This window comes from Paraburkholderia phenoliruptrix (assembly GCF_019511605.1).
In the GTDB taxonomy this organism is placed as follows: Bacteria; Pseudomonadota; Gammaproteobacteria; order Burkholderiales; family Burkholderiaceae; genus Paraburkholderia; species Paraburkholderia phenoliruptrix_A.
This window is the reverse complement of the sequence record NZ_JAEUAV010000019.1, coordinates 26,317-47,741: the sequence shown is the minus strand read 5'-3', so window position 1 is coordinate 47,741 and position 21,425 is coordinate 26,317. Positions and strand designations below refer to the sequence as shown.

General features: G+C 63.8%; 24 protein-coding genes. 11 read left to right on the top strand and 13 right to left on the bottom strand.

All coding sequences use genetic code 11. From position 1 onward, the window contains the following. Positions 1-44: 44 nt before the first annotated feature. The 6 genes from fliM (at position 45) to fliR (ending at position 4,150) form a co-directional block, all read left to right on the top strand. The gene (gene fliM / locus JNB89_RS21770) at positions 45-1,043 is read left to right on the top strand and encodes a flagellar motor switch protein FliM (RefSeq protein ID WP_013340827.1); all 999 of its coding nucleotides are present in this window, start codon (positions 45-47) and stop codon (positions 1,041-1,043) included. Continuing rightward, a complete protein-coding gene (gene fliN / locus JNB89_RS21765) occupies positions 1,036-1,503 on the top strand; it encodes a flagellar motor switch protein FliN (protein ID WP_013340828.1) in 468 nt (155 codons plus the stop codon). Before fliM ends, fliN begins: the two co-directional genes overlap by 8 nt. After that, positions 1,500-2,135, top strand: coding sequence for a flagellar biosynthetic protein FliO (gene fliO / locus JNB89_RS21760; RefSeq protein ID WP_220363555.1), 636 nt, complete (start codon positions 1,500-1,502; stop codon positions 2,133-2,135). The genes fliN and fliO overlap by 4 nt, the downstream gene beginning before the upstream one ends. After that, on the top strand, positions 2,135-2,968 hold the full coding sequence (gene fliP / locus JNB89_RS21755) for a flagellar type III secretion system pore protein FliP (RefSeq protein WP_220363554.1): 834 nt from the start codon (positions 2,135-2,137) through the stop codon (positions 2,966-2,968). Before fliO ends, fliP begins: the two co-directional genes overlap by 1 nt. A gap of 89 nt (positions 2,969-3,057) precedes the next feature. Then, complete coding sequence (fliQ, locus tag JNB89_RS21750; RefSeq protein ID WP_013340831.1) at positions 3,058-3,327, top strand: flagellar biosynthesis protein FliQ; 270 nt, start codon at positions 3,058-3,060, stop codon at positions 3,325-3,327. A gap of 40 nt (positions 3,328-3,367) precedes the next feature. Continuing rightward, a complete protein-coding gene (gene fliR / locus JNB89_RS21745; protein WP_220363553.1) occupies positions 3,368-4,150 on the top strand; it encodes a flagellar biosynthetic protein FliR in 783 nt (260 codons plus the stop codon). Between the two features lie 126 nt (positions 4,151-4,276). On the opposite strand, the gene flgL is transcribed toward fliR, so the two are convergent. The 12 genes from flgL to flgB form a co-directional block, all read right to left on the bottom strand. Continuing rightward, positions 4,277-5,500, bottom strand: coding sequence for a flagellar hook-associated protein FlgL (gene flgL, locus JNB89_RS21740; RefSeq protein ID WP_013340833.1), 1,224 nt, complete (start codon positions 5,498-5,500; stop codon positions 4,277-4,279). A 10-nt stretch (positions 5,501-5,510) separates the two neighbouring features. After that, positions 5,511-7,484, bottom strand: a complete 1,974-nt coding sequence (flgK, locus tag JNB89_RS21735) for a flagellar hook-associated protein FlgK (RefSeq protein ID WP_220363552.1) — start codon at positions 7,482-7,484, stop codon at positions 5,511-5,513. Between the two features lie 200 nt (positions 7,485-7,684). Next, entirely contained in the window at positions 7,685-8,458 is a 774-nt protein-coding gene (locus tag JNB89_RS21730) for a flagellar brake protein (protein ID WP_220363551.1), read from the bottom strand. A gap of 392 nt (positions 8,459-8,850) precedes the next feature. Next, entirely contained in the window at positions 8,851-9,855 is a 1,005-nt protein-coding gene (gene flgJ, locus JNB89_RS21725; RefSeq protein ID WP_220363550.1) for a flagellar assembly peptidoglycan hydrolase FlgJ, read from the bottom strand. Between the two features lie 12 nt (positions 9,856-9,867). Continuing rightward, entirely contained in the window at positions 9,868-11,049 is a 1,182-nt protein-coding gene (locus tag JNB89_RS21720; RefSeq protein WP_013340837.1) for a flagellar basal body P-ring protein FlgI, read from the bottom strand. A gap of 2 nt (positions 11,050-11,051) precedes the next feature. Continuing rightward, the gene (gene flgH, locus JNB89_RS21715) at positions 11,052-11,750 is read right to left on the bottom strand and encodes a flagellar basal body L-ring protein FlgH (RefSeq protein WP_135892628.1); all 699 of its coding nucleotides are present in this window, start codon (positions 11,748-11,750) and stop codon (positions 11,052-11,054) included. 37 nt (positions 11,751-11,787) lie between these two features. Further along, positions 11,788-12,576 (bottom strand): flagellar basal-body rod protein FlgG, encoded by a 789-nt coding sequence (gene flgG / locus JNB89_RS21710; RefSeq protein WP_013340839.1) that lies wholly within the window; start codon positions 12,574-12,576, stop codon positions 11,788-11,790. 82 nt (positions 12,577-12,658) lie between these two features. Beyond that, the gene (gene flgF / locus JNB89_RS21705; RefSeq protein WP_013340840.1) at positions 12,659-13,417 is read right to left on the bottom strand and encodes a flagellar basal-body rod protein FlgF; all 759 of its coding nucleotides are present in this window, start codon (positions 13,415-13,417) and stop codon (positions 12,659-12,661) included. A gap of 20 nt (positions 13,418-13,437) precedes the next feature. Continuing rightward, a complete protein-coding gene (locus JNB89_RS21700) occupies positions 13,438-14,946 on the bottom strand; it encodes a flagellar hook protein FlgE (protein WP_220363549.1) in 1,509 nt (502 codons plus the stop codon). A gap of 43 nt (positions 14,947-14,989) precedes the next feature. Further along, the gene (gene flgD / locus JNB89_RS21695) at positions 14,990-15,712 is read right to left on the bottom strand and encodes a flagellar hook assembly protein FlgD (RefSeq protein ID WP_135892626.1); all 723 of its coding nucleotides are present in this window, start codon (positions 15,710-15,712) and stop codon (positions 14,990-14,992) included. Positions 15,713-15,722: 10 nt separating this feature from the next. Beyond that, positions 15,723-16,148 carry a flagellar basal body rod protein FlgC gene (flgC, locus tag JNB89_RS21690; RefSeq protein WP_013340843.1) on the bottom strand — a complete coding sequence of 142 codons (426 nt, stop codon included), beginning with the start codon at positions 16,146-16,148 and terminating at the stop codon, positions 15,723-15,725. 89 nt (positions 16,149-16,237) lie between these two features. Further along, on the bottom strand, positions 16,238-16,729 hold the full coding sequence (flgB, locus tag JNB89_RS21685) for a flagellar basal body rod protein FlgB (protein WP_013340844.1): 492 nt from the start codon (positions 16,727-16,729) through the stop codon (positions 16,238-16,240). Positions 16,730-16,945: 216 nt separating this feature from the next. On the opposite strand from flgB, the gene flgA reads away from it, so the two are divergent. The 5 genes from flgA (at position 16,946) to JNB89_RS21660 (ending at position 20,581) form a co-directional block, all read left to right on the top strand. Further along, positions 16,946-18,562, top strand: coding sequence for a flagellar basal body P-ring formation chaperone FlgA (flgA, locus tag JNB89_RS21680; protein WP_220363548.1), 1,617 nt, complete (start codon positions 16,946-16,948; stop codon positions 18,560-18,562). Positions 18,563-18,715: 153 nt separating this feature from the next. Further along, positions 18,716-19,069: a flagellar biosynthesis anti-sigma factor FlgM gene (flgM, locus tag JNB89_RS21675; protein WP_013340846.1), complete on the top strand. Its 354-nt coding sequence runs from the start codon at positions 18,716-18,718 to the stop codon at positions 19,067-19,069. Between the two features lie 94 nt (positions 19,070-19,163). Beyond that, the gene (locus JNB89_RS21670; protein ID WP_220363547.1) at positions 19,164-19,610 is read left to right on the top strand and encodes a flagella synthesis protein FlgN; all 447 of its coding nucleotides are present in this window, start codon (positions 19,164-19,166) and stop codon (positions 19,608-19,610) included. 381 nt (positions 19,611-19,991) lie between these two features. Beyond that, positions 19,992-20,174 (top strand): type II toxin-antitoxin system HicA family toxin, encoded by a 183-nt coding sequence (locus JNB89_RS21665; RefSeq protein ID WP_220363546.1) that lies wholly within the window; start codon positions 19,992-19,994, stop codon positions 20,172-20,174. After that, entirely contained in the window at positions 20,171-20,581 is a 411-nt protein-coding gene (locus JNB89_RS21660; protein WP_013340849.1) for a type II toxin-antitoxin system HicB family antitoxin, read from the top strand. The genes JNB89_RS21665 and JNB89_RS21660 overlap by 4 nt, the downstream gene beginning before the upstream one ends. 104 nt (positions 20,582-20,685) lie before the next feature. Here the strand turns inward: JNB89_RS21660 and JNB89_RS21655 are convergent, their stop codons facing one another. Further along, a complete protein-coding gene (locus JNB89_RS21655; RefSeq protein WP_013340850.1) occupies positions 20,686-21,420 on the bottom strand; it encodes an RNA polymerase sigma factor FliA in 735 nt (244 codons plus the stop codon). Positions 21,421-21,425: the final 5 nt, after the last annotated feature.

The following is a 21,425-nucleotide window of genomic DNA, read 5'->3' as shown; positions in this document are numbered from 1 at the left end:
CGCACTGCCCTCATTCACCGCCACGGTATGCACGAGGAATAGAAATGGGCCACGAAGAGTTCATGTCCCAGGAGGAGGTCGATGCCCTCCTCAAGGGCGTAACCGGCGAGTCCGACTCCGAAGCCGAGCAAAGCGAGCGTGTAGGCGTACGTCCCTACAACATCGCGACGCAGGAGCGCATCGTCCGCGGCCGGATGCCCGGCCTCGAAATCATCAACGACCGCTTCGCGCGCCTGTTGCGCGTGGGCATCTTCAACTTCATGCGGCGTTCGGCGGAAATCTCCGTTGGTCCGGTGAAGGTGCAGAAGTACAGCGAGTTCACCCGCAACCTGCCGATTCCGACCAATCTGAATCTGGTCCATGTCAAGCCGTTGCGCGGCACGTCGCTGTTCGTGTTCGATCCTAACCTGGTGTTCTTCGTCGTCGACAACCTGTTCGGCGGCGACGGGCGGTTTCATACGCGCGTCGAAGGCCGCGAGTTCACGCAGACCGAGCAGCGCATCATCAGCAAGCTGCTGAACCTTGTGTTCGAGCACTACGCGGCCTCGTGGAAGAGCGTGCGCCCGCTGCAGTTCGAATACATGCGCTCGGAAATGCACACGCAATTCGCGAACGTCGCGACGCCGAACGAAATTGTCATCGTCACGCAGTTCTCGATCGAATTCGGCACGACGGGCGGCACGCTGCACATCTGCATGCCGTACTCAATGATCGAACCGATTCGCGACATCCTGTCGTCGCCGATCCAGGGCGAGGCGCTCGAAGTCGACCGCCGCTGGGTCCGCGTGCTGTCGCAGCAGGTGCAGTCGGCGGAAGTCGAACTGACGGCCGACCTCGCGCAGGTGCCGATCACGTTCGAACAGATCCTGAACATGCGCAAGGGCGATGTTCTGCCGATCAACATTCCCGAGCAGATCACCGCGAAAGTCGACGGTGTGCCGGTAATGGAATGCGGCTACGGAATTTTCAATGGTCAATACGCGTTGCGCGTGCAGAGGATGATCAGCGCAGCCGACACGATGAAGGAAGGTGGATATGAGTGATCTGAACGCAAAGCCCGAGGAAGAGCTGAGCTCCGCCACGGCGCAGGTTGCCGCCGACGCGGCGAGCGCCGACGACGAAGCGGCGCTCGCCGACTGGGCAAGCGCGCTCGCCGAGCAGAACGACAACAGCAGCGAGATCAGCGCGAGCACGGCTGGCGTGTTCCAGCCGCTGTCGAAAGTCGCGCCGACCACGACGCGCAACGACATCGACATGATTCTGGACATTCCGGTCCAGATGACCGTCGAGTTGGGCCGCACCAAGCTCGCGATCCGCAACCTGCTGCAACTCGCGCAAGGTTCGGTGGTGGAGCTGGACGGCATGGCCGGCGAGCCGATGGACGTGCTCGTCAACGGCTGCCTGATTGCTCAAGGCGAAGTCGTGGTGGTGAACGACAAGTTCGGTATTCGCCTCACGGACATCATCACGCCGTCCGAACGTATCCGGAAGTTGAATCGATGAAACCCGCAGTTAGCCGCGCCGTGTTCGCAGCGTCGCGTCACGCCCGTTCCCGCGCGATGAGCGCGGTGCTGTCCGCGACGGCGCTGTGCTACGCGCTCAGCGCACCGCTCGGCGCTCACGCGGCCGACATGAACGCCGTCAACAACGCAGCGAAGATGGCCTCGAACGTCGGGGCCGGCAGCGCAGTCCCCGCGCTGGGTATCGGCGCGGTGTTGCAGACCGTCGTCGGGCTCGTCGTCGTGATCGGTCTGGTGTTCGGCTGCGCGTGGCTCGCTCGCCGCTTCGGCTTGCAGCCGGGCAGCCGCAGCGGGCTCGTGAAAACGGTCGGCGGTGCGTCGCTCGGCGGCAAGGAGCGCGTCGCGGTCGTCGAAATCGGCGATACGTGGCTCGTACTCGGTGCGGCGCCCGGCAACGTGCGTCTGCTTCATTCGATGCCGGCCGGCTCCGTCGCCATCGAAACGGTGGGCCAGGCGCAAGGCGGCTCGCCGGGCGCAGGCAACTTCGGCGGCAGCAGCGGCACCAGCGGCACCAGCGGCAGCGCATTGTCCGGCAGCTTTGGCCAGCGCTTTCGCGATGCCTTGAAAGGCGAAGTGAGCAAACGTTTCAACGGGCAAGGCAACGGGGTTCGGTAATGCAGTTCAGTCTTCACTCGGCGCATGACGCGCACTCCACCCGCCGCTCGCGGGCCGTCTCTGCAGTCTTGCGCGGTTTGCGCCGCGCCGCGCCCGTCGCCTCGGTTGCATTGCCCGCGCTGATGCTCGCGCTGCCGACGCTCTCTTTCGCACAAACTGCCGGTTTGCCGGCCTTCAACACGAGCCCGGGCCCGAACGGCGGCACCACGTATTCGCTGAGCGTGCAGACGATGCTGCTGCTCACGATGCTGTCGTTCCTGCCGGCCATGGTGCTGATGATGACGAGCTTCACGCGCATCATCATCGTGTTGTCGCTGCTGCGCCAGGCGCTCGGCACGACGACCACGCCGCCTAATCAGGTGCTGGTCGGCCTTGCGCTCTTTCTCACGCTGTTCGTGATGTCGCCGGTGCTCGACAAGGCGTACACGGACGGCTACAAGCCCTTCTCCGAAGGCACGGTGCCGATGGAAACGGCGGTGAGCCGCGGCCTCGCGCCCTTCAAGACGTTCATGCTGCGCCAGACGCGCGAAAGCGATCTGGCACTCTTCGCACGCATCTCGCATGCCGCGCCGATGCAGGGTCCGGAAGACGTGCCGCTGTCGCTGCTGGTGCCGTCGTTCGTCACGAGCGAGTTGAAGACGGGCTTTCAGATCGGCTTTACGATCTTCATTCCGTTTCTCATCATCGACATGGTGGTGGCGAGCGTGCTGATGTCGATGGGCATGATGATGGTTTCGCCCGCAACGATCTCGCTGCCGTTCAAGCTGATGCTGTTCGTGCTCGTCGACGGCTGGCAGTTGCTGCTCGGCTCGCTCGCGCAAAGTTTTGTCTGAACGCGACGCGCGGCGGCGTTTCACCGCTCGCCCGCGCGGCCGTTCCCGCTCACGTCCTTCACGTTGTTCACGCTTCTGGTTGAATCGCCATGAATTCAGAATCCGTCATGACACTCGCGCATCAGGCCATGTATGTGGGCCTGCTGCTCGCCGCGCCGCTTCTGCTCGTCGCGCTGGTAGTCGGTCTGGTGGTGAGCCTCTTTCAGGCTGCCACGCAGATCAACGAATCGACGCTGTCGTTCATTCCGAAGCTGCTGGCAATCGCGGTCACCATGGTGATCGCCGGTCCGTGGATGCTCACCACGATGCTCGACTATCTGCGCCAGACGCTCACCAATATTCCGACGCTCGTCAACTGAGCGCCGCGCTTTTCTTTTCCCAACGAGCCGAGCCGCTGCCATGTTTTCCGTCACGTATGCGCAACTGAACGCCTGGCTCACCGCGTTTCTGTGGCCGTTCGTGCGGATTCTGGCTCTGGTGGCGACCGCCCCTGTGCTCGGCAACCGTTCGCTGCCGCTGCGCGTGAAGATCGGCCTCGCGGCCTTCGTGACCATCATTGTCGCGCCGACGCTCGGCGCGTTGCCGCAAGTGACGGTGTTCTCCGCCGAGGGCGTGTGGATCATCGTCAACCAGTTCCTGATTGGCGTGGCGCTCGGCATGACCATGCAGATCGTGTTTCAGGCCATCAGCGCGACGGGCGATTTCGTCGGCCTCGGCATGGGTCTCGGCTTCGCAACCTTCTTCAACGCACAGGCGAGCAGTTCGAGCCAGGTGTTGTCGAGCTACATGTACACGATCGCGATGCTGGTGTTCCTCGTGATCGACGGTCATTTGCAGATGATCAGCGCGCTGCTTGCGTCGTTCAGCTCGCTGCCCGTTTCGGCGAATATTCTCGGCGCGCCTGGCTGGCGCACGCTCGCCAGCTTCGGCAGCACGATCTTCTCGGCCGGACTGCTGCTGTCCCTGCCCGTGGTCGCCGCGCTGCTCATCACCAACCTCGCGCTCGGCATTCTGAACCGCGCGGCGCCGCAGATCGGCGTGTTCCAGATCGGCTTTCCGCTCACCATGCTGATCGGTCTGTTGCTTCTGCAACTGATGATCCCGAACATGATTCCGTTCTTCGCACGTCTGTTCACGGTGGGCATCGACCAGATGGGGCGCGTTGCGCTGGGCTTCAGATAAGCCCGCTTTTTGCCGAGCCCCATCTCGTAACACCCGACGATCGGTACGCTGGAAAAACAGAAAGGGCGGAACCGGCTCACACCGGTTTCCGCCCTTTCTTCATGGAGCGGCTAGCCGCTCGTGCAATCAGTTCAGGTACTGGAACAACGACAGGTTCTGAATCTTCACGAACGCCTGCTGTGCCGCTTGCAGTGCGTTCTGCGCCAACGTGTATTTGCCGACGGTCTTGACTATGTCGGTTTGCGTCAGGTCCGACAGGTCGTTCGCGGTTTGCAGCGTGTTCGTCTGGGTGACCGTCTGCAACGCCTTGATCTCCTGCTGGCGGCCGCCTACTGTCGCCTGCGCGGTCACGACATTGTTCATGGTGTTTTCGAGCTGCGTCATGCTGGTGACGAGCGCGCTCTGGAAGCTGGCCGTCGAAGCACCGCCCGAGATCGGCGATTGCAGCGTACTGATCAACTGGCTCAGGTTCGCGAACACGTCCATGCTGCCCTGCGTGGCGGGCGTCACGGAGAAGCTGTCGCCTGCGTTCGGCGCGCCGCTGATGGTCACCGACTGGCCGCCTAGCGTGATCGCCGAGCCCGCGGTGAATGCTTGCGGACCGCTTGTCGTGACCGTGCCCGTCGCCGGATCGGTCTGGCTCACGGTGTAGGTCGTCGACGACGTGAAGTTGATCGAGTACGTGTCCGCGTTGGTCGGGTCGGTCGGATTGTTCAGGCTCACCGTGCTGATGACGCCCGTGCCCGTGTTACCCGCGGTTGCGGCCGGCACCGCGCTCGTGCCGATAGGCGCCACGCTGCCGAAGATCGAAATGCCGTTGTCGCCGGTCTGTACGACGTGCGAGTTGGTGATCTGCACGGCGGGCGTGCCCGTGTCGCCGGAATACGTGACTACGCCGGCCGAATTCGTGTTGTACGGCTGCGCACTGCTTTGATAACCCGCGAACAGGTAGTTGCCCTGCGGATCGGTCGCATTGGCGAGCGTCATCAACTGGCTGCGCAGGCTTTGCAGTTCGGTAGCAATGGAGCCGCGGTCGCCGTTGTTCAGCGAGCCGTCTCCGGCGCGCAGCACTAGCGTGTGGATGCTTTGCAGCACGTTGTTGACGCTGCCAAGCGTGGAGTCCTCGAGCTGCAGCGACGCGAGTGCCGTGTTCTGGTTGCTCGTGTACTGGGCGAGGCTCGTCGCGGTGGAGCTCAACTGCACGGCCTGCGCCGCGCCGAGCGGATTGTCCGACGGCGTGGAAAGGCTCACGCCGCTCGAAATCTGCGCGTAAAGCTGCGACAACTGAGCCTGCTGATCGCTCATCGTCGCCACGTTCATGGTGAAGTACTGCGTGCTTGAGATGCGCATGTTCAACGCCTCACTGGAAGATGCCAAGCAGCGTCTGGAACAGGGTCTGCGCGGTCTGAATCACCTTGCTGTTTGCCTGATAGAGCTGCTGATACTGAAGCAGATTGGCTGCTTCTTCGTTGATGTTGACGCCCGAGACCGACTGCTGCGCGGTGGTGATCTGTGTCACCAGCGAAGCCTGCGCCTTGCTCGAGGTCTGAATCTGATTGGTCTGGTTGCCGACGTCGTTGACGTAGTTCGCATACGCGCCCGTCAGCGTGACCGTGCCGCCGTTCATCGAATTGGCCGTGGACAGGTTCGACAGCGCAAGCGCGTTGCGGCCGTCGTTGTTCGCGCCGGTGTTCGGGCCGATGGTGAACTTGTCGCCGGCAGCGGGCACGCCGCTGATGGTCACCGACACGTTGTTCATCTGGCCGGCGGTCGTGTTGTTGATCGTCAGGGTCGCGCCGGTGCTCGACGAATACGGCACGACGGTCGTCGCGCTCGTAATCGGATACGTGGTCGCGGGCGAACCGGCCACGGTCACCGTGGAGCCGACCGGAAAGCCGGTCAGGCCGGTGCCGTTGTAGGTCAGCGTGGTGGTCGAGCTGGGCATCGTGTAGCCGGCCGTCACCGTGCCCGACGAAATCGCGCCGGTGCCCGTGTTGGTCGACGCGGCCGCGCCCAGTACCGGCGATGCGGCAGCAATCGCCGCGGCGTCCGTGGTGGCGGTCGCGAAGCTGTTCAGCGCGCCACGCGTCGGCTCGACCGTGAACGAGTCGCCGGCGTTCATGGTGCCCGTCGTCGAGAAGTTCAGGCCGTTGATCGGCTGGCTCAGGTTGCTTGCGGAGCCCACTACCTTGCCCGTCGAATTGTCGGTCAGCGTGTAGCTGCTGCCGTTGTACGCGAGCGTGTAGTCGCCGGTAGTCGGCTGGGTGGCGTCGGCAAACGACACGCTAAGCGACGCATTGCCGGTGTTCTGGGTGTTCGCATACACCGTGGGCCCGCCCACCGAGAACAGTGCGCCGCCCTGCACGCCCGCAAGCGTAATGCCGAGCGCGTTTTGCGCGTTGACCTGCGAGGCGAAGCTGACGGCAATGGCGCCGAGTTGCGCTTCTGCCGGATCGAGCGTCTGGCTGCGGAACGCGACGAGTCCGCCCAGCGTGCCGCCCTCGATCTTGCTGTCGGGCAAGTCCTGCGGCGCCGCTGCAGGATTCGCACCGGCCTGCCCGAGGTACTGCACGGAGAGCTCGCTCGAATCGCCGGTAGAAGGCGCGGTGCCCAGGTTGAAACTGTTGCCGCCCGACACGAGCGGCTGGCCGTTGCTCATGAACACGCTGTACGCGCCGTTGCTGTTGACGACCTGCACGCCGATCAGTTGAGACAGGTTCGACACGGCGAGGTCGCGCTGATCCAGCAACTGGTTCGGCGGCTGGCCTTGCGTGCTGGCGGCGTTGATCTGGCCGTTCAGCTGCGCGATCTGCTGCGTGTAGCTGTTGATCTGCGAAACGGTGTTGTTCAACTGCGTGTTGACGCTTTGGCGCAGCGCGTCGTATTGCTGGCCGGCGGCATTGATCTGGTTCGCGAGCGTTTGCGCGCCGCTCATCGCCGTCTGGCGGGTGGCGAGGCTCGAAGCATTGTTCGAGACGTTCTGCATGCCCGTGAAATAACTCGTGATCGCGCTGGCAATGCCCGCAGTCGGGCTGCCGATCAGATTGTTCAGTTGCGAGATCAACGAGTTATACGTGGCGAGCGAGCTGCTCGACGACTGCGCGTCATTGAGCTGCGTCGTCAGGTACTGGCTGTACTGACGCGTAACGGTGACCGTCGAGACGCCTTGCGGCAGATAGCCCGAACCGGTGTACTGCCCGCCGGATTCGGCATAGACGGGCGTTTCGATCGTATAGCCGGGCGTCGACGCGTTGCTGATGTTCTGGCCGGTCGTCGTGAGTCCCCACTGGGCTGCGTTCAGTCCACTGAGACCAAGATTGATGAGATTGGACATGCGTCATCCTGAAGGGCGACACCGTACACATGCCGCCGCGTTACTTGAACTTACTGTTTAACGGCTTTCGCGACGGAAAATTGAGGCCATTCACGACGCTTGCACAACTTCGATTCAACGTTTGCGAGGCTGGCGCGGCGGGCATGCGAAGACAGTCCGCTGCCGCACGGCCGGTGGGTTGCGCCCGCTGCGCCGGTGCGTTAGCGAACCAGCGAACGACGCTTCATTTCCAGTTGCGTGATGAGGCGCTGCAGCGTGTTTTCCGCGCTGCCCGGCAGCGTCAGGAAACGGAAGCCGAGCTGATAACGCTGGGTGCCGTTGGGCAGCGCGAGCGAGCGATGCGACACGAGCTGCAGATCGAGCGACAGGCGGCCTAACCGGCCAAGCGACAGTTCGCAATCGTCCAGGCGCGTGCCCATCGGCAGTTCCGCCACGCGTTCGTCGGACGTGCGCATGCCCACGCCGCCAAGCGACAGGTCGTGCACTTCGAAGCGGAACGAATCGCCGTCCGGCAGACGCCCGCTACACGTGTAGGGATCGAGAATCGGTGCGTCGACGCGGAAATACTCGCGGCGCTGCACGTAGAACAGCACGGGCGGAAAGTCGGCTTCGAACGCCGGCAGTCCCTCGAAGCGCGTTTCGCGCGGCGTGCCTGTCTCGAACTCCACGCGCACGCCCTCGGGCGCCGCGTGGAACTGGCAGCCCGCGGCAGCCAGCAGGCCGCGGTTCTGCTCGGATAACGCACCCCAGTCGAAGGTGAAAGTGCGTGCGCGCACGTCGACGTCGAGCAGACGCGTGACGAGCTGCCCTCCCGGATACTGAACGGTGAGGAAATCGCCCCGATTGACGAGGTTGCGCAACTGCACGCCGATCTCCAGCGGATTGCGCCGGCCGAAATCGTGAGCGCTGTCGTCTGACGAAACGGGCGGCTGGATCTGCGAGTCGGTCTGGCCGTTCGACTGATTGGTTTCCATGGGCTTGCCGGTATGCATGTTCTTGCGGGCACGTGCCAGAGCTCCTGCCGGGGCTTTCACGCGGTCTTTTTTCCATGCAGACCGTGGCACGCGCATTCAACCGGAGATAAACGCTTCCGGTATGGGCTCTAACGGATTAGCGGCAGTATCCCGCTAAAATTTAGGGGCGCCCAATGAATTATTTGGCATTGCACCGCGCAAACGTTAAAAGCTGGATAACGCGGCTATAACGTGCTGACAACGTGCCGATCACGCGTGGGTAAATCGTAAGGCGCATTTTCAACGCGGCGGTTTCTGCAGATGTGCTTCGCGGGTAAGCCGGCCGCTTGCAGCAGCCGGCTTCGTCCGTCTTGTCATGCACCTGGCCCCGTCGCGTGCATGGTTGCGGTGTTTCAACCCATCTTGCTCATAATCGACATCAGTTTCTTCGCGTAATGCGGGTCCGTCGCATAACCGGCGCGCTGCATGCCCGTGGCGAAACCCTTTACGTCATGCGCCGAATTGATTACTTGTGCGTAGCGCGGATTGCCCTTGAGCAGGCTCGCGTAATCGGTCATGGCTTCCTGATACGAATCGTACGCGCGGAACTTCTCGACCACGCGTTGCGGCTTGCCGTTCACATATTCGGTGGTGAGCGTGGAAACCGTCTTGCCGGTCCAGTCCTTGGTCGCCTTGATGCCGAACACGTTGTGGCTGGTGGTGCCGTCCGCTTTCTTGATCTCGCTCTTGCCCCAGCCCGACTCCAGTGCGGCCTGACCGATAATGAAGCGCGCCGGAATGCCGGTCGCGGCGCTGGCGGCCTGGGCAGGCGCTGCCAGCTTGTCGACGAACGCGTCGACCTTCGGCGAGCTGCCGTCGCCCTTTAACGGCGGCGTGAGCGCGCTGTTGGCCGAGTAACCCTTGCCCATGGCCAGTTGCCCGTTGGCTTGCGCGTTGCCGTAAGCCTTGGCGAGCGCGTTGAGCGCCGCGGTCTGACCTTCGTCGCCGCCGCTACCGCCGCCGAGCGCGTTGGCCATGCCAACGAGACCGCCCGCGCCGCTCGCTCCGTTAGCACCGCTCACCTGCATGCCCTGGTTGCGCATCAACTGCTTGAGCATCGCGTCGGCGACGCCAATGCCCTTTTGCGACAGCTGCTGCGACAACTGCTGATCCATCATCGACGTGAAGGTCGCGGTGTCGTGCGAATCGAACGGACTGTCCTGAGGCGTCGCATCGCGCATGCTCTTTAACATCATCTGCGTGAAGACTGCGTCGAACTGCTGCGCCGCCATCTTCATGCCGGCTTGCGGCGACGCTTTCGCCTGCGCACTCAGCTTCGCGAAACCCTGCACGTCGAGCGCGAAGCGCTGGGTCAGATCGTTCGCCGCCGCGGCGGAATTGGTCGTATCCGAATTCATCTCTTCTCTTCCTTAGATGATTTCCAGGTCGGCGCGCAGAGCGCCCGCCGCCTTCATCGCCTGCAGGATCGACATGAGATCCGCGGGCGTCGCCCCCAAGGCGTTGAGCGCCTTCACTACTTCGGCGAGGTTCGCGCCGGCCGTCACCATCTTCAGTGCGCCGTTGTCCTGCTTCATCTGAATCTGCGACTGCTTGGCCACCACCGTCTGGCCGTTCGAGAACGGGCCCGGCTGGCTCACTACCGGCTGCGTGTTGATTACCACCGAGAGGTTGCCGTGCGCGACCGCGCAGTTTTGCAGCGTGACCATCTGGTTCATCACGATCGAGCCGGTGCGCGCGTTCAGAATCACCTTCGCGGCGGCCTGGGCCGGCTTCACGTCGAGGTTCTGCAACTGCGCCATGAACGCGACCTGCTGCTCGGGATCGGTCGGCGCACGCAACTGGATCGTGCGGCCGTCGAGCGCCGTTGCCGTGCCGCTGCCGAATGCGTTGTTGACTGCCGCCACCACGCGCTGCGTCGTGTCGTAGTCCATCTCGTTCAGGTCCAGCTGCATCGTGCCGGCTTGCGAGACTGAGGTCGGCACGGCACGTTCGACGATTGCGCCGCCGGCAATGCGGCCCGCCGCCAGCGTATTGACCTGCACCTTGCTGCCGTTCGCGCTGGCACCCGCGCCGCCCACCGCGAGGTTGCCCTGGCCGAGCGCGTACACCTGGCCGTCCGCGCCCTTTAGCGGCGTGAGCAGCAGCGTGCCGCCGCGCAGGCTCTTCGCATTGCCGAGCGACGACACGGTAATGTCGATCTGTTCGCCCGGACGCGCGAACGGCGGCAGTACCGCCGTCACCATGACCGCGGCGACGTTCTTCAACTGGATGTTCGACAGCGAAGATTGCGAGTTGCTCGAACCGGCCGCCTGGTTGTTGATCGAGATGCCGAGGTTCGCCAGCATGTTGGCAAGCGTCTGCGTCGTGAACGGCGTTTGCGTGGTCTGGTCGCCCGTGCCGTCCAGACCGACGACGAGGCCGTAGCCGATCAACGGATTGTCACGCACGCCCTGGATCTGTACGAGGTCTTTCAGACGCTCCGCGTGAGCAGGCGTGGCCGCCGGCAGCGCCGCGCATGCGAGCGCGACGAAGGCAAGTGCCCGGCCGATGTTGCCGGCGCGCGCGAGAAAGCGAAGAGAAACAGTACCCATGATCACCACGGCGACACGTTGAGGAAGAAGCGTTGCAGCCAGCCGAGGTTCTGCGCTTCGTCGACATAGCCCTTCGCGGAGTATTCGATTTTTGCGTCCGCCACCTGGGTGGAGTACACCGCGTTCAGGTTCGAAATCGTGTTCGGGTTCACGATGCCCGAGAAACGCACGAATTCATTGCCCTGGTTGATCAGCATCTGTTTTTCGCCGCTGACCATCAGGTTGCCGTTCGGCAGCACGCCAGTCACCGTCACCGTGATGGTGCCGTTGAACGTGTTCGACGCGTTCGCGCCGCCGGCCGCGGTGAATTTGTTGGCACCGTTCGCGCTCAGGTTCGCCTTGCCGAACAGCCCGCCGAGAAAGCCGGCGGTCGGCACGTCGAAGCTCGTCGTGCCGTTGCGGTTCACGTTCGCGCCGGACGACTTGGTCGCGTTGACGTTTTCCTGGATCACGATGGTCAGGATGTCGCCGACATTGCGCGGCCGCTGGTCTTCGAACAACGGCCGGCCTGCGTAACCCGGGTTGTAGATCGAGCCGGGCGCCTGCGCCTGCGGCGGCATAGGCGGCATCGCCGTCATCGGCTGTTGCGTGATCGGCTGCTTCGGCACGAGGCCGCAGCCGCCGAGCGCCGCGATGAGCGCAAGCTGCGCGAGCGCAACGGCAGCGCGCGAATGGACCGGATTACGAGTGAAGTACGACATCTTGATTACCGCCTGTTAATTCCCGCTGACTGCAGCGTTAAATCTGCATCTGGCTGAGCGTCTGCAACATCTGGTCGGACGTCGTCACGGCCTTGCTGTTGATTTCGTAAGCGCGTTGCGTCTGGATCATGTTGACCAGTTCCTGCACCACGTTCACGTTCGATGCTTCCACGTAGCCCTGATTCAGCGTGCCCGCGCCGTTCAGACCAGGCTGCGCGACATTGGGCGCGCCCGACGACGCGGTTTCCGCGAACAGGTTTTCACCCTTTGCGTCGAGACCGGCCGGGTTGATGAAGGTGGCGAGCTGCATCGTGCCGAGCTGTTGCGTGTTGGTCGAGCCGGCCACGCTGATGGACACCGCGCCGTCGCTGCCGATGGTGAGCGAGGTCGCGTTGCTCGGCACCGTGATCGCCGGAATCACCTGGTAGCCGCTCGACGTGACGAGCTGGCCCTGCGCGTTGGTCTGGAACGAGCCGTCGCGCGTGTAGGCGGTCGTGCCGTCGGGCATCTGCACCTGGAAAAAGCCCTGACCGTTGATGGCCACGTCTTTCGAGTTACCCGTCTGCTGCAGGTTGCCCTGCGTGTACAGACGCTCGGTGGCCACCTGCTGCACGCCGGTGCCGAGCTGGATGCCCGAGGGCAGTTCCGTGTTCTGCGTCGAGTTTGCGCCCGGCTGGCGGACGGTCTGGTACAGCAAATCCTCGAACACCGCGCGCGAGCCCTTGAAGCCATTCGTGCTGACGTTCGCGAGGTTGTTCGAGATCACGTCCATCTGCGCCTGCTGCGCATTCATGCCGGTAGCGGCAATGTAGAGTGAGCGGTTCATAAATCTATTCTCCTGTCGACCGGGCTAGCGCGCTGCGCTTACTCAGTCACATGCAACTGGTTGCGGACCCGTGAGCGGCCCGTTAGCTAAAGCTCAGCAACTGGTTGGCCGACTGATCGTTCTTGTCGGCGCTTTCCAGCAGCTTGGTCTGCATCTGGAACTGGCGCGCGTTGGTGATCATCGCGACCATTGCGCTGACCGGATTCACGTTGCTTCCTTCGAGCGATGCGGGCGCGACCGCGACTGTCGGGTCCGCCTCGGCGGGGTTGCCGTCGGCGGTGCGAAAGAGGCCGTCGTCGCCGCGCGTGAGCGTTTGCGGATCGGGATTGACCAGCTTGAGCTGATCGATCGTCACCACGGCGGTCGGCGGATCGCCTGGCGTGAGCGCGGTCACGGTGCCGTCACGGCCGATGGTGATCTGCGCGCCCGGCGGCACCGCCATCGGCCCGCCGTTGCCGAGCACCACCTGGTTGGTGGCGTTCACCAACTGGCCGTTCTGGTCGATATGCAGATTGCCGGCCCGTGTGTAGGCCTCGCCGCCGTCGGCGGTCTGCACGGCAAGCCAGCCCGGCCCTTCGATGGCGACGTCCAGCGGATTGCCCGTCTGCTGGATCGGGCCGGGCGTGTAGTCCGCGCCCGGCGTCGACGACAGCACGAAGGTGCGCGTGGTGTTGTCGTTGATCGAACTGCCGTCGCCGAACGACATCGGCACGGCGCGAAACGTCGCCAGCTGCGCGCGAAAGCCCGTGGTCGACGCGTTCGCCAGATTGTTCGCAACGATGGCCTGCTGTTCGAGCGCTTGTGTGCTGCCCGACATCGCGGTGTAGATCAGCCGATCCATGATGGGTCCGTCCTGCTCGCTTACAGGTTGATGAGCGTCTGGTCGACGGTCTGCTGCGTCTTGATCGTCTGCGCGTTCGCCTGATAGTTGCGTTGCGCGGTGATCAGGTCCACGAGCTGGCTCGTCAGATCGACGTTCGAGTTCTCGACCGCGCCGCCTTGCAGCACGCCGTGGTTCGTCGAGCCCGGCGCCGAGATCTGCGCGACGCCCGACTGCGACGTCTGCTGGAACACGTTGTTGCCGAGGTTCACGAGACCGTTCTGGTTCGAGAAGTTGGCGAGCGCGATCTGGCCGAGCGCCGCGGTCTGCTGGTTCGAATAGTTGCCGGTCAGCGTGCCGTCGGCGCCGATCGTGAAGCTCGTCAGCGTGCCGGCCGCGTAGCCGTCGGGCTGCAGCGAGTTCACACCGTTCTTGCCGCCGTATTGCGTGGTGCCGGCAATGTTCAGCGTCAGAGCCTGCGGCGTCGCCGAACCGTCGGTGGTGGGCACCGAGAAGTTGAAGACGTACGGCGTGGTGGTTGCCGTGCCCGACGCGTCGGTCGTGCCGAGCAGCGTGCCCGACGAATTGAAGTTCGCGTGGCCGACGAGCGTCGCCGTGCCGGTCGACACGCCCGCATACACGTCCCACGTGCCGGCCGAGGTCTTGGCGAAATACATATTGACCGTCTGCGAGCCGCCGAGCGTGTCGTACACCGTCGTGCTGGTCGAGTAGTTATACGTCGACGAGCTGTTCTGGTTGAACGCCACCGGCGTCGGCGCGATCGCGTAGCTGTCGCCCGTCGCGGGCACGCCGTTGAACGTGACGGTCTGACCGTTGCCGAGCTGGATCGGCGAGCCGGCATTGTAGGTGCCGGTCGTCGAGGTGCCGAGCGTCGTATCGGTCACCGTGTAGGTGGTCGCGCTGGTGAACGTGACGGTGTAGTTGTCGTTGTTCGTGCCCGACGCGGTATTGGTGATGGTCGCGCCAGGCGTGGTGAGCGTGCCGGTGTTCAAGGCGTTGGCCGTGACGCTCGGCGTGCCGAGCATCAGCGGGTCCTGCGCGTTCAGGTTCAGGCCGGCCGAGATGTTGGTGGTGGCCTTCGGCGCGATGTTCGCGGTGGGCACGCTCAACGGCACGGTCTGCGCGGTGTTGATGATGCCGGAGCTGTTCGCGGCGTAGCCCATCAGTTGCAGGCCTTGTGCGTTCGTGATGAAGCCGTTCTTGTCGAGCTGGAACACGCCGTTGCGCGAATACACGAGCGAGCCGTTGTTCGACAGCTGGAAAAAGCCGTTGCCGTTGATCGCGACGTCGAGCGCCTGGTTCGTGCTCGTGATCGTGCCTTGCGAAAACTGCTGCTGCACTTCGGACAGTTTCGTGCCGATGCCGACCTGGTTGCCCACTGCCGTCGCGACCGAATTTGCGTACATGTCCGCGAATTGCGCCGCGCCGCTCTTGAAGCCAACCGTATTCGCGTTGGCGATGTTGTTGCCGATCACGTCGAGATCGCTCGACGATGCGGACAAACCACTTAAACCTTGTTGGTAACCCATGACGGTCTCCGTGTCTGGAAAGTCGTAACTGACTGAATCTGAATTAGAGGATGGCGGCCACGCCGGTCAACGCGACAGTCGAGCCGTTCGACAACACGAGGCCCGGCGTACCGTTGCTCTGCATGACGACGCTTTGCACCGTCGCGCTCGCGAGCGTGGTGGCCGTGGCCTGCTGGCCGTTGATCGTGCCGACCGCGCTGATCGTGTAGGTGCCGTCGGGCAGCGCGTTGCCGGAGGAGTCGGTCGGCGTCCAGCCCACCGGAATCGTGCCGGCCGACTGCTTGCCGAGATCGATCGTCTTGACGATCGTGCCCGCCGAGTTCTTCACCACGACCTGCAGGTCGTTCACCGAATTCGCGAGCTGCACGCCGAACGCGTCCGCCTTGCCGCTTGCGACCGACACCGAGCTTCCCGGCGCGAGCACCGTCGAGCCGATCAGAAGCGCGGCTTGCGACTGCTGGCCGGCTGACATTTGCGTGGCGAGCGAGCTCAACGTCGTGTTCAACTGGCTGATGCCCGACACGGTGTTGATCTGCGCGAGCTGCGAGGTCATCTGCGAGCTGTCCATCGGGTTGGTCGGATCCTGGTTCTTCAACTGCGCCACGAGCAGGCTCAGGAAGGTGTTCTGCAGATCGGTCGCCGAGGTGCCGGACGTGCCGCTCGTCGAATTGCTCGAGCTCGACGCGCTGTTCGTGCCGTTCATCGTGTCGAGCAGCGTTTGCGACACCGTGGTGCCGTTGCTGCCGATGGTGGTGCTAGTGGTCAAGGTGCTCTCCTCAGGTTCCGATCGTGAGCGTTTTCAGCATCAGGGTCTTGGCGGTGTTCAGCGTTTCGACGTTGGCCTGGTACGAGCGCGACGCCGAAATCATGTTCACCATTTCCTGCACCGGGTCGACGTTGGGCAGCGTCACGTAACCGTCGGCGTTGGCCGCCGGGTTGCCCGGATCGTAGGCGGTCTTCATCGGCGTCGGGTCGTCGACCACGCCGGTGACCTGCACGCCGCCGACCTGCTGGCCGGAGCCCGTGCGTGCGCCGCCGAGCGGCGCGACCGCGAACACGACCTGCTTGGCCTTGTACGGCTGGCCGTCCGGGCCGGTGGTGCTGTCCGCGTTGGCGAGGTTCGACGCCGTCACGTTGAGCCGTTGCGACTGCGCGGACATCGCGGAGCCTGCAACACCAAATATGTTCATCAAAGAAGGCATGTTTGCTGACCTTTCGTGCCGGTTCGAGCCGGCTTCAAATGAGTTCCCGTAGCGTTTTCTTCACGCGCCGCGCGTTGCCCGCGGCGCTCTTACGAGCCAGACTGGATCGCCGACAACATCGTCTTGATCTGGCTCGACAGCACCGTCATGCCCGATTCGAAGTGCAACGTGTTGTCCGCGAACTGCACGCGCTCGGTGTCGATGTCGACGGTGTTGCCGTCGAGCGCCGGTTGCGTCGGATTGCGGTATTGCAGATTGCCGTAGTCGTCGGTAGTGCCGCCTGCCGGACGCAAGGTCGACTTGCCGGACAGATGGCCCGGCGCCGTCGCCGCCATCGACATGCCGCTCGTCACGCCGGCCGGCTGGGCCATCGCGAGCGTCGCGGTGTTGGACGCCGTGTGGCCGGCCGCGCCGGTCTTTTTCAGCGCGCCCGCGAGCGAAGAGGCGAAGTCGACGTCGCGCGCCTTGTAGCCGGGCGTGTCGGCATTGGCGATATTCGACGACAGGAGCTCCTGGCGATAAGCGCGCACATCGAGCGCCTCACGTCCAAAAGCGAATTCGGCATCGAGTTTGTCCAGCATAAGAATCTCCGGAGAACGGTCCCGAGGCTTCCCGTGCGCCTCGCGTGAGGACTGCATCAGACGGGAAGGCCTTTTTGCATGAGGAGCATCTTATGGGCGGGGCGCAAGCAGCAATCGGACGAATAACCGGGAAAGGGGGCTTCTATTCAACGTTTGCGCAAAGGGGGCGCTCAATAGAATGCAAGGCGTACCGAATGCATTCGATGGAGAACCCCGATGGACCAGCCCACTTCCGATCCGACGCCCCGCGCAAAACGCACGGCTGGGCATCATATGAGTGCGGCGGCGTTGCGGGTCGCCGTGGCATTGGCGTTGAGTTCGGCTTCCGGCGTGTGCGCGGTCGGCGGCAGCTTGATGCTGCTCGCCGGGGCTGCGCAGGCGGGCGAAGCGGACGGCCCGATTGTGATTGCGGGTCCGAACGAACAGAATCCGGCGGCGCTTGCTGAACTTGCCCAGCATATGCAGGCCGCGCCCGCGAAACGTAGCGGCTCGGCCGCCACGCTCGCCGCCGCCACCGCGCAGTCCCTGTCGCGAGGTCCTTCCACGCGCGAAACCGACCCGTTCGTGCGTGCCGCCAATGCGAGCGGTTCCATTGTGATAGCGGGATCAGGCGACACGCCCGCTGCGCCGCAGATGATCCGCACGAATTTCAAGCCGGATGCGAACGGTGTCGTGACCATTCCTGCACCGGGGCGCGCGGGGGCCGGCGCGATGAATACGGCCAACCTTCCCGATGCGGCCAACGCGGCGGATCCGCCCAGCCCGGCCGGCGCTTCGACTCGCGTCAATCTTGCGCAGGCTTCGCGCCGCGTCGTGCCGGTTGTCGTGACACCGGCGCCTCAATCCAACGGCACACGCGAGAACGCGGGCGTCCAGCCGGTGGCGGCGAATGCGCCGTCGAGCGTGGCAAGCCGTGCAGCGGCGCGCATGTCCCGGTCGGCGGGAGCGAACGCTTCGGCACCTTCGGCCGCCACTGTGGACGCTTCCGCGCCGGACAGCTTCGACACGCTCGCGTCGCGCGGCGAGCCGCCGCAAATCGGCGCGGACGGCAGACCGGTCCCGGCTCGCCCGAGCGCGCCAGTCAATTCGGCGAACAGCACGGGCGCCGCGCCTAACGCCCGCCTATCGGCGACACGGCCCGCCTCGCCTGCGGCCTCGGTCGCCCAGCAGAATCCGCGTGCAGCGGCAACGCAGCCCGCGCCGCTGCCAGGCCAGCAGGATCCGGAAGCGATCCGCGCGGTGGCGCTGGCGTTTTTGCAACAGCAGTCGGCGGGCTTGCCGGGCAAAGTGGATATCACCGTCGCGCCCGCGTTTCCGCGCGGTCTCGCAGCCTGCATGACGCTCGAGCCGTTCATGCCGAGCGGCGCGCGCATGTGGGGTCGTGTGACCGTCGGCGTGCGTTGCGCGGGACAGCGTCCGTGGACCATCTATCTGCAAGCGCGCATTTCGCTGCACGCGACCTACTACCTCGCGGCGCGTGCGATGTCGGCAGGCGAAGTCCTCACCGCCGCCGATCTCGTTGCGCGCGAAGGCGATCTGACCGGCTTGCCGCAGGCCATCGTCACGGACCCGTCGCAGGCGGTCGGCTCGCTCACGTTGACGCGCGTCTCCCCCGGCATGCCGCTGCGCCGCGACATGCTGAGAAGCGCGTCGGCGGTATCGATCGGGCAGACGGTGAAGGTGGTGGCTGCCGGCGACGGCTTCGCGATTTCGTCGGAAGGCAGCGCGATGAACAACGCGTCGCCGGGCCAGCAGGTTCGCGTGAAGACCGCCAACGGCCAGATCATCTCGGGCATCGTCAAAGACGGCTCGACGGTGGAGATTCAGCTGTGAAAGCGAGCGCGCCGCGCGTCGCCAGCAGTTGGGCCGCGCCGCCCGTTTCAGGGCCGGATCGTCTTGATAGACAAGGAAAAAGCTGTAGCGATTGCGCTAAAGTTTTGATCGACGCTTGCCGTTATCAGAATCAAATCGTTCAGGAAGCCAATCGTGAAAGTCGATTCCCAAACCAATTCGAATCTGCCGACGTTGAAGGACCCGCTGTCGCGCTCGCAGCAAAGCGACGCCGCGACCGCGAACACCAGCGCGCAGACTGCGGGCACTGCCTCGCAGCCCACACCCAGCAGCTCGGGCGACGCCAGCGTCAGCCTGTCGGGTCTGTCGCAGCATCTGCGCAGCCTCGCAGCGACCGGCTCGGCCGACATCGACACGGCTCACGTCGAGTCGATCAAGCAGGCCATCAAGGACGGCACGCTGAGCATCGACTCCGGCAAGATCGCCGACGGCGTGCTGAGCACCGCACGCGAGCTGTTGCAGAACAAATCCTCGTCGACCGGCAATTAATCGACGCATCGAAGTACGGTGAATGGCCGGGCGACTTTCGACAGACCCGGCTCGCCTATCCAGCGCGAGCCGTCGTTTTCAGCGAGTTGTTGAGATGAAAGACGCCCTGCTTGCCACCCTCTCCGAAGAGTATTCCGCCGTCGAGGCGTTTGCGTCGGTACTGACGCTCGAGACCAAGGCGCTGACCGCCTTGTCGCCGGTCGAGCTGCTGCCGTCGGTGATCGACAAAAAGACCGAGCTGATCGGCGAACTCGCCCAGCTTGAAACGCGCCGCGACGAACTGCTCGCCGGCATGGGCTTTCCAGCCGGCTGGGCCGGCATGGAGCTCGCCGCCAGCACCGACGAGCGCATTGCCGCCCAATGGTCGCTGCTGCAAAAAGCCGCCGAGCGTGCACGCCGTTCGAACACGAACAACGGCGAACTGATACGCGTGCGCATGGATTACAACCAGCGCGCCCTGGCAGCGTTGCAGGTCGTGGTGCCGCAAAAGGCCGGCTTTTATGGACCGGACGGGCGGATTCCCGCGCGCGTCCCGGCTTGATAGCGGGTCAATGGCTGTCGCACTGAAACCCGGGCGCTGAAACTCGGGCACCCGAACTGAAGCACTCAAACCGAAGTACTCAAACCAAAGCACTCGAACCGAAGCACCACTGAACAAGGGGTTCGTCGCCACGACGAACCCCTTTTTGTTTCCGCCCGCCGCGCAGCTCTCGCGCATTCGCCTTCTGCCTCTTCCTCGTGACTGGCCGTCCGGCCAGGTGGCGCTAAGCCGGCCTTCCGCGTTCAAATCTCCTCTTTTTCCTGACGTTTCCCGCAGCGCGCGTGCGCAGTTGCGCCCGGTTTCGGCGGCGCCGCGCGCCACGTGGCGAAACTTCACCCTAGCGGAGTTGTGTAATCGTGTGTATAGTGCGGGGAGTGCAAAATGAACAGTGGCGAGGTCGTCAAACTGATTCAGGCGGACGGGTGGCGGCTCGTGCGCATATCGGGCAGTCATTATCATTACCGGCACGAATTGAAAGCCGGGGTCCTGACCATCCCTCACCCCAAGCGAGACCTCCCGCCCGGCACGCTGAACAGCATCTTGAAACAGGCAGGACTGAAATGAAAAACCTGATCTTTCCGATCGCCATCGAGCCGGGCGACGCGCAACACGCGTTCGGCGTCATCGTGCCGGATATTCCTGGTTGTCACTCGGCGGGAGATACGCTGGAGGAGGCTTACGCGAACGCGAAAGAAGCAATCGAGGCGCATCTGGACACGCTGCTCGACGAAGGTTTGCCGATTCCCGAAAGGCTGACGCTAGACGAGCATCGGCGTAATCCTGACTACGCGGGTTTCACGTGGGGGTTCGTGACAACCCGCAACATTCCCGCGCTGAAAAAAGCGGTGCGCATCAACATCTCGTTACCCGAGGCGCTGGTGCACGACATCGACGAATACGCGCAGGCGCGTGGCATGTCGCGTTCGGCTTTTCTTGCGCTTGCGGCCGAGCATGAAATGGCGGACGCCTGACATCGGGCGCGTGCAGCGCCCACTGTTTCGCCGTCCAGACTTATTGCGCAACCACGTTCACAACGCAATCGCGTCACGTAGCATGGGTGCGCAACGCAAACCGCTCAGGTTGCCTCGGCATTCGCCCAGGCCATTTCGCGCAGGCGCGTGCGCAAACGCGCCACTGCCTGGCTGTGCAACTGGCATACACGCGACTCGCTGACTTCCATCACCGCGCCGATTTCGCGCAGGTTCATGCCGCGCTCGTAGTACAGCGACATCAGCAGCTTCTCGCGTTCCGGCAAGCGGTCGATCGCATCGACCAGCGCCGAGCGCAGGCTCTCGTCGAGCAGGGCCGAGAGCGGGTCCGAGTGGTCGACGCAGTAGCGGTCGAGAAACGGCTCGTCGTCTGCGGAACGATCGAAGTCTTCGTAGTAGATCAGTTGGCTGCCGTGCAGATCCTGCAGCATCGACTGGTACTCGTCGAGCGGCATCTGCAGGTGTTCCGCAATCTCCGTTTCGCTCGCCGAGCGTCCCAGGTTTTGCTCCACCTTGTGCACGGCCGTTTCCACTTCTCGCGAAGTGCGCCGCAAGCTGCGCGGCAACCAGTCGTTGCTGCGCAATTCGTCGAGCATTGCTCCGCGAATCCGCTGGCTCGCGTAGGTTTCGAACTGCGCGCCCTGATCTTCCTTGTAGCGGCTCGCGGCATCCAGCAGGCCAATCATGCCGGCCTGGATCAGATCGTCGAGATCGACGCTGGCCGGCATTTTGGCAACGAGCTGCAAGCCGAGGCGACGCACGAGCGGTGCATACTTCGTCAAAACATCGGCTTGGGAAATCTTTCCCTGAGCGTTATACATCGTGC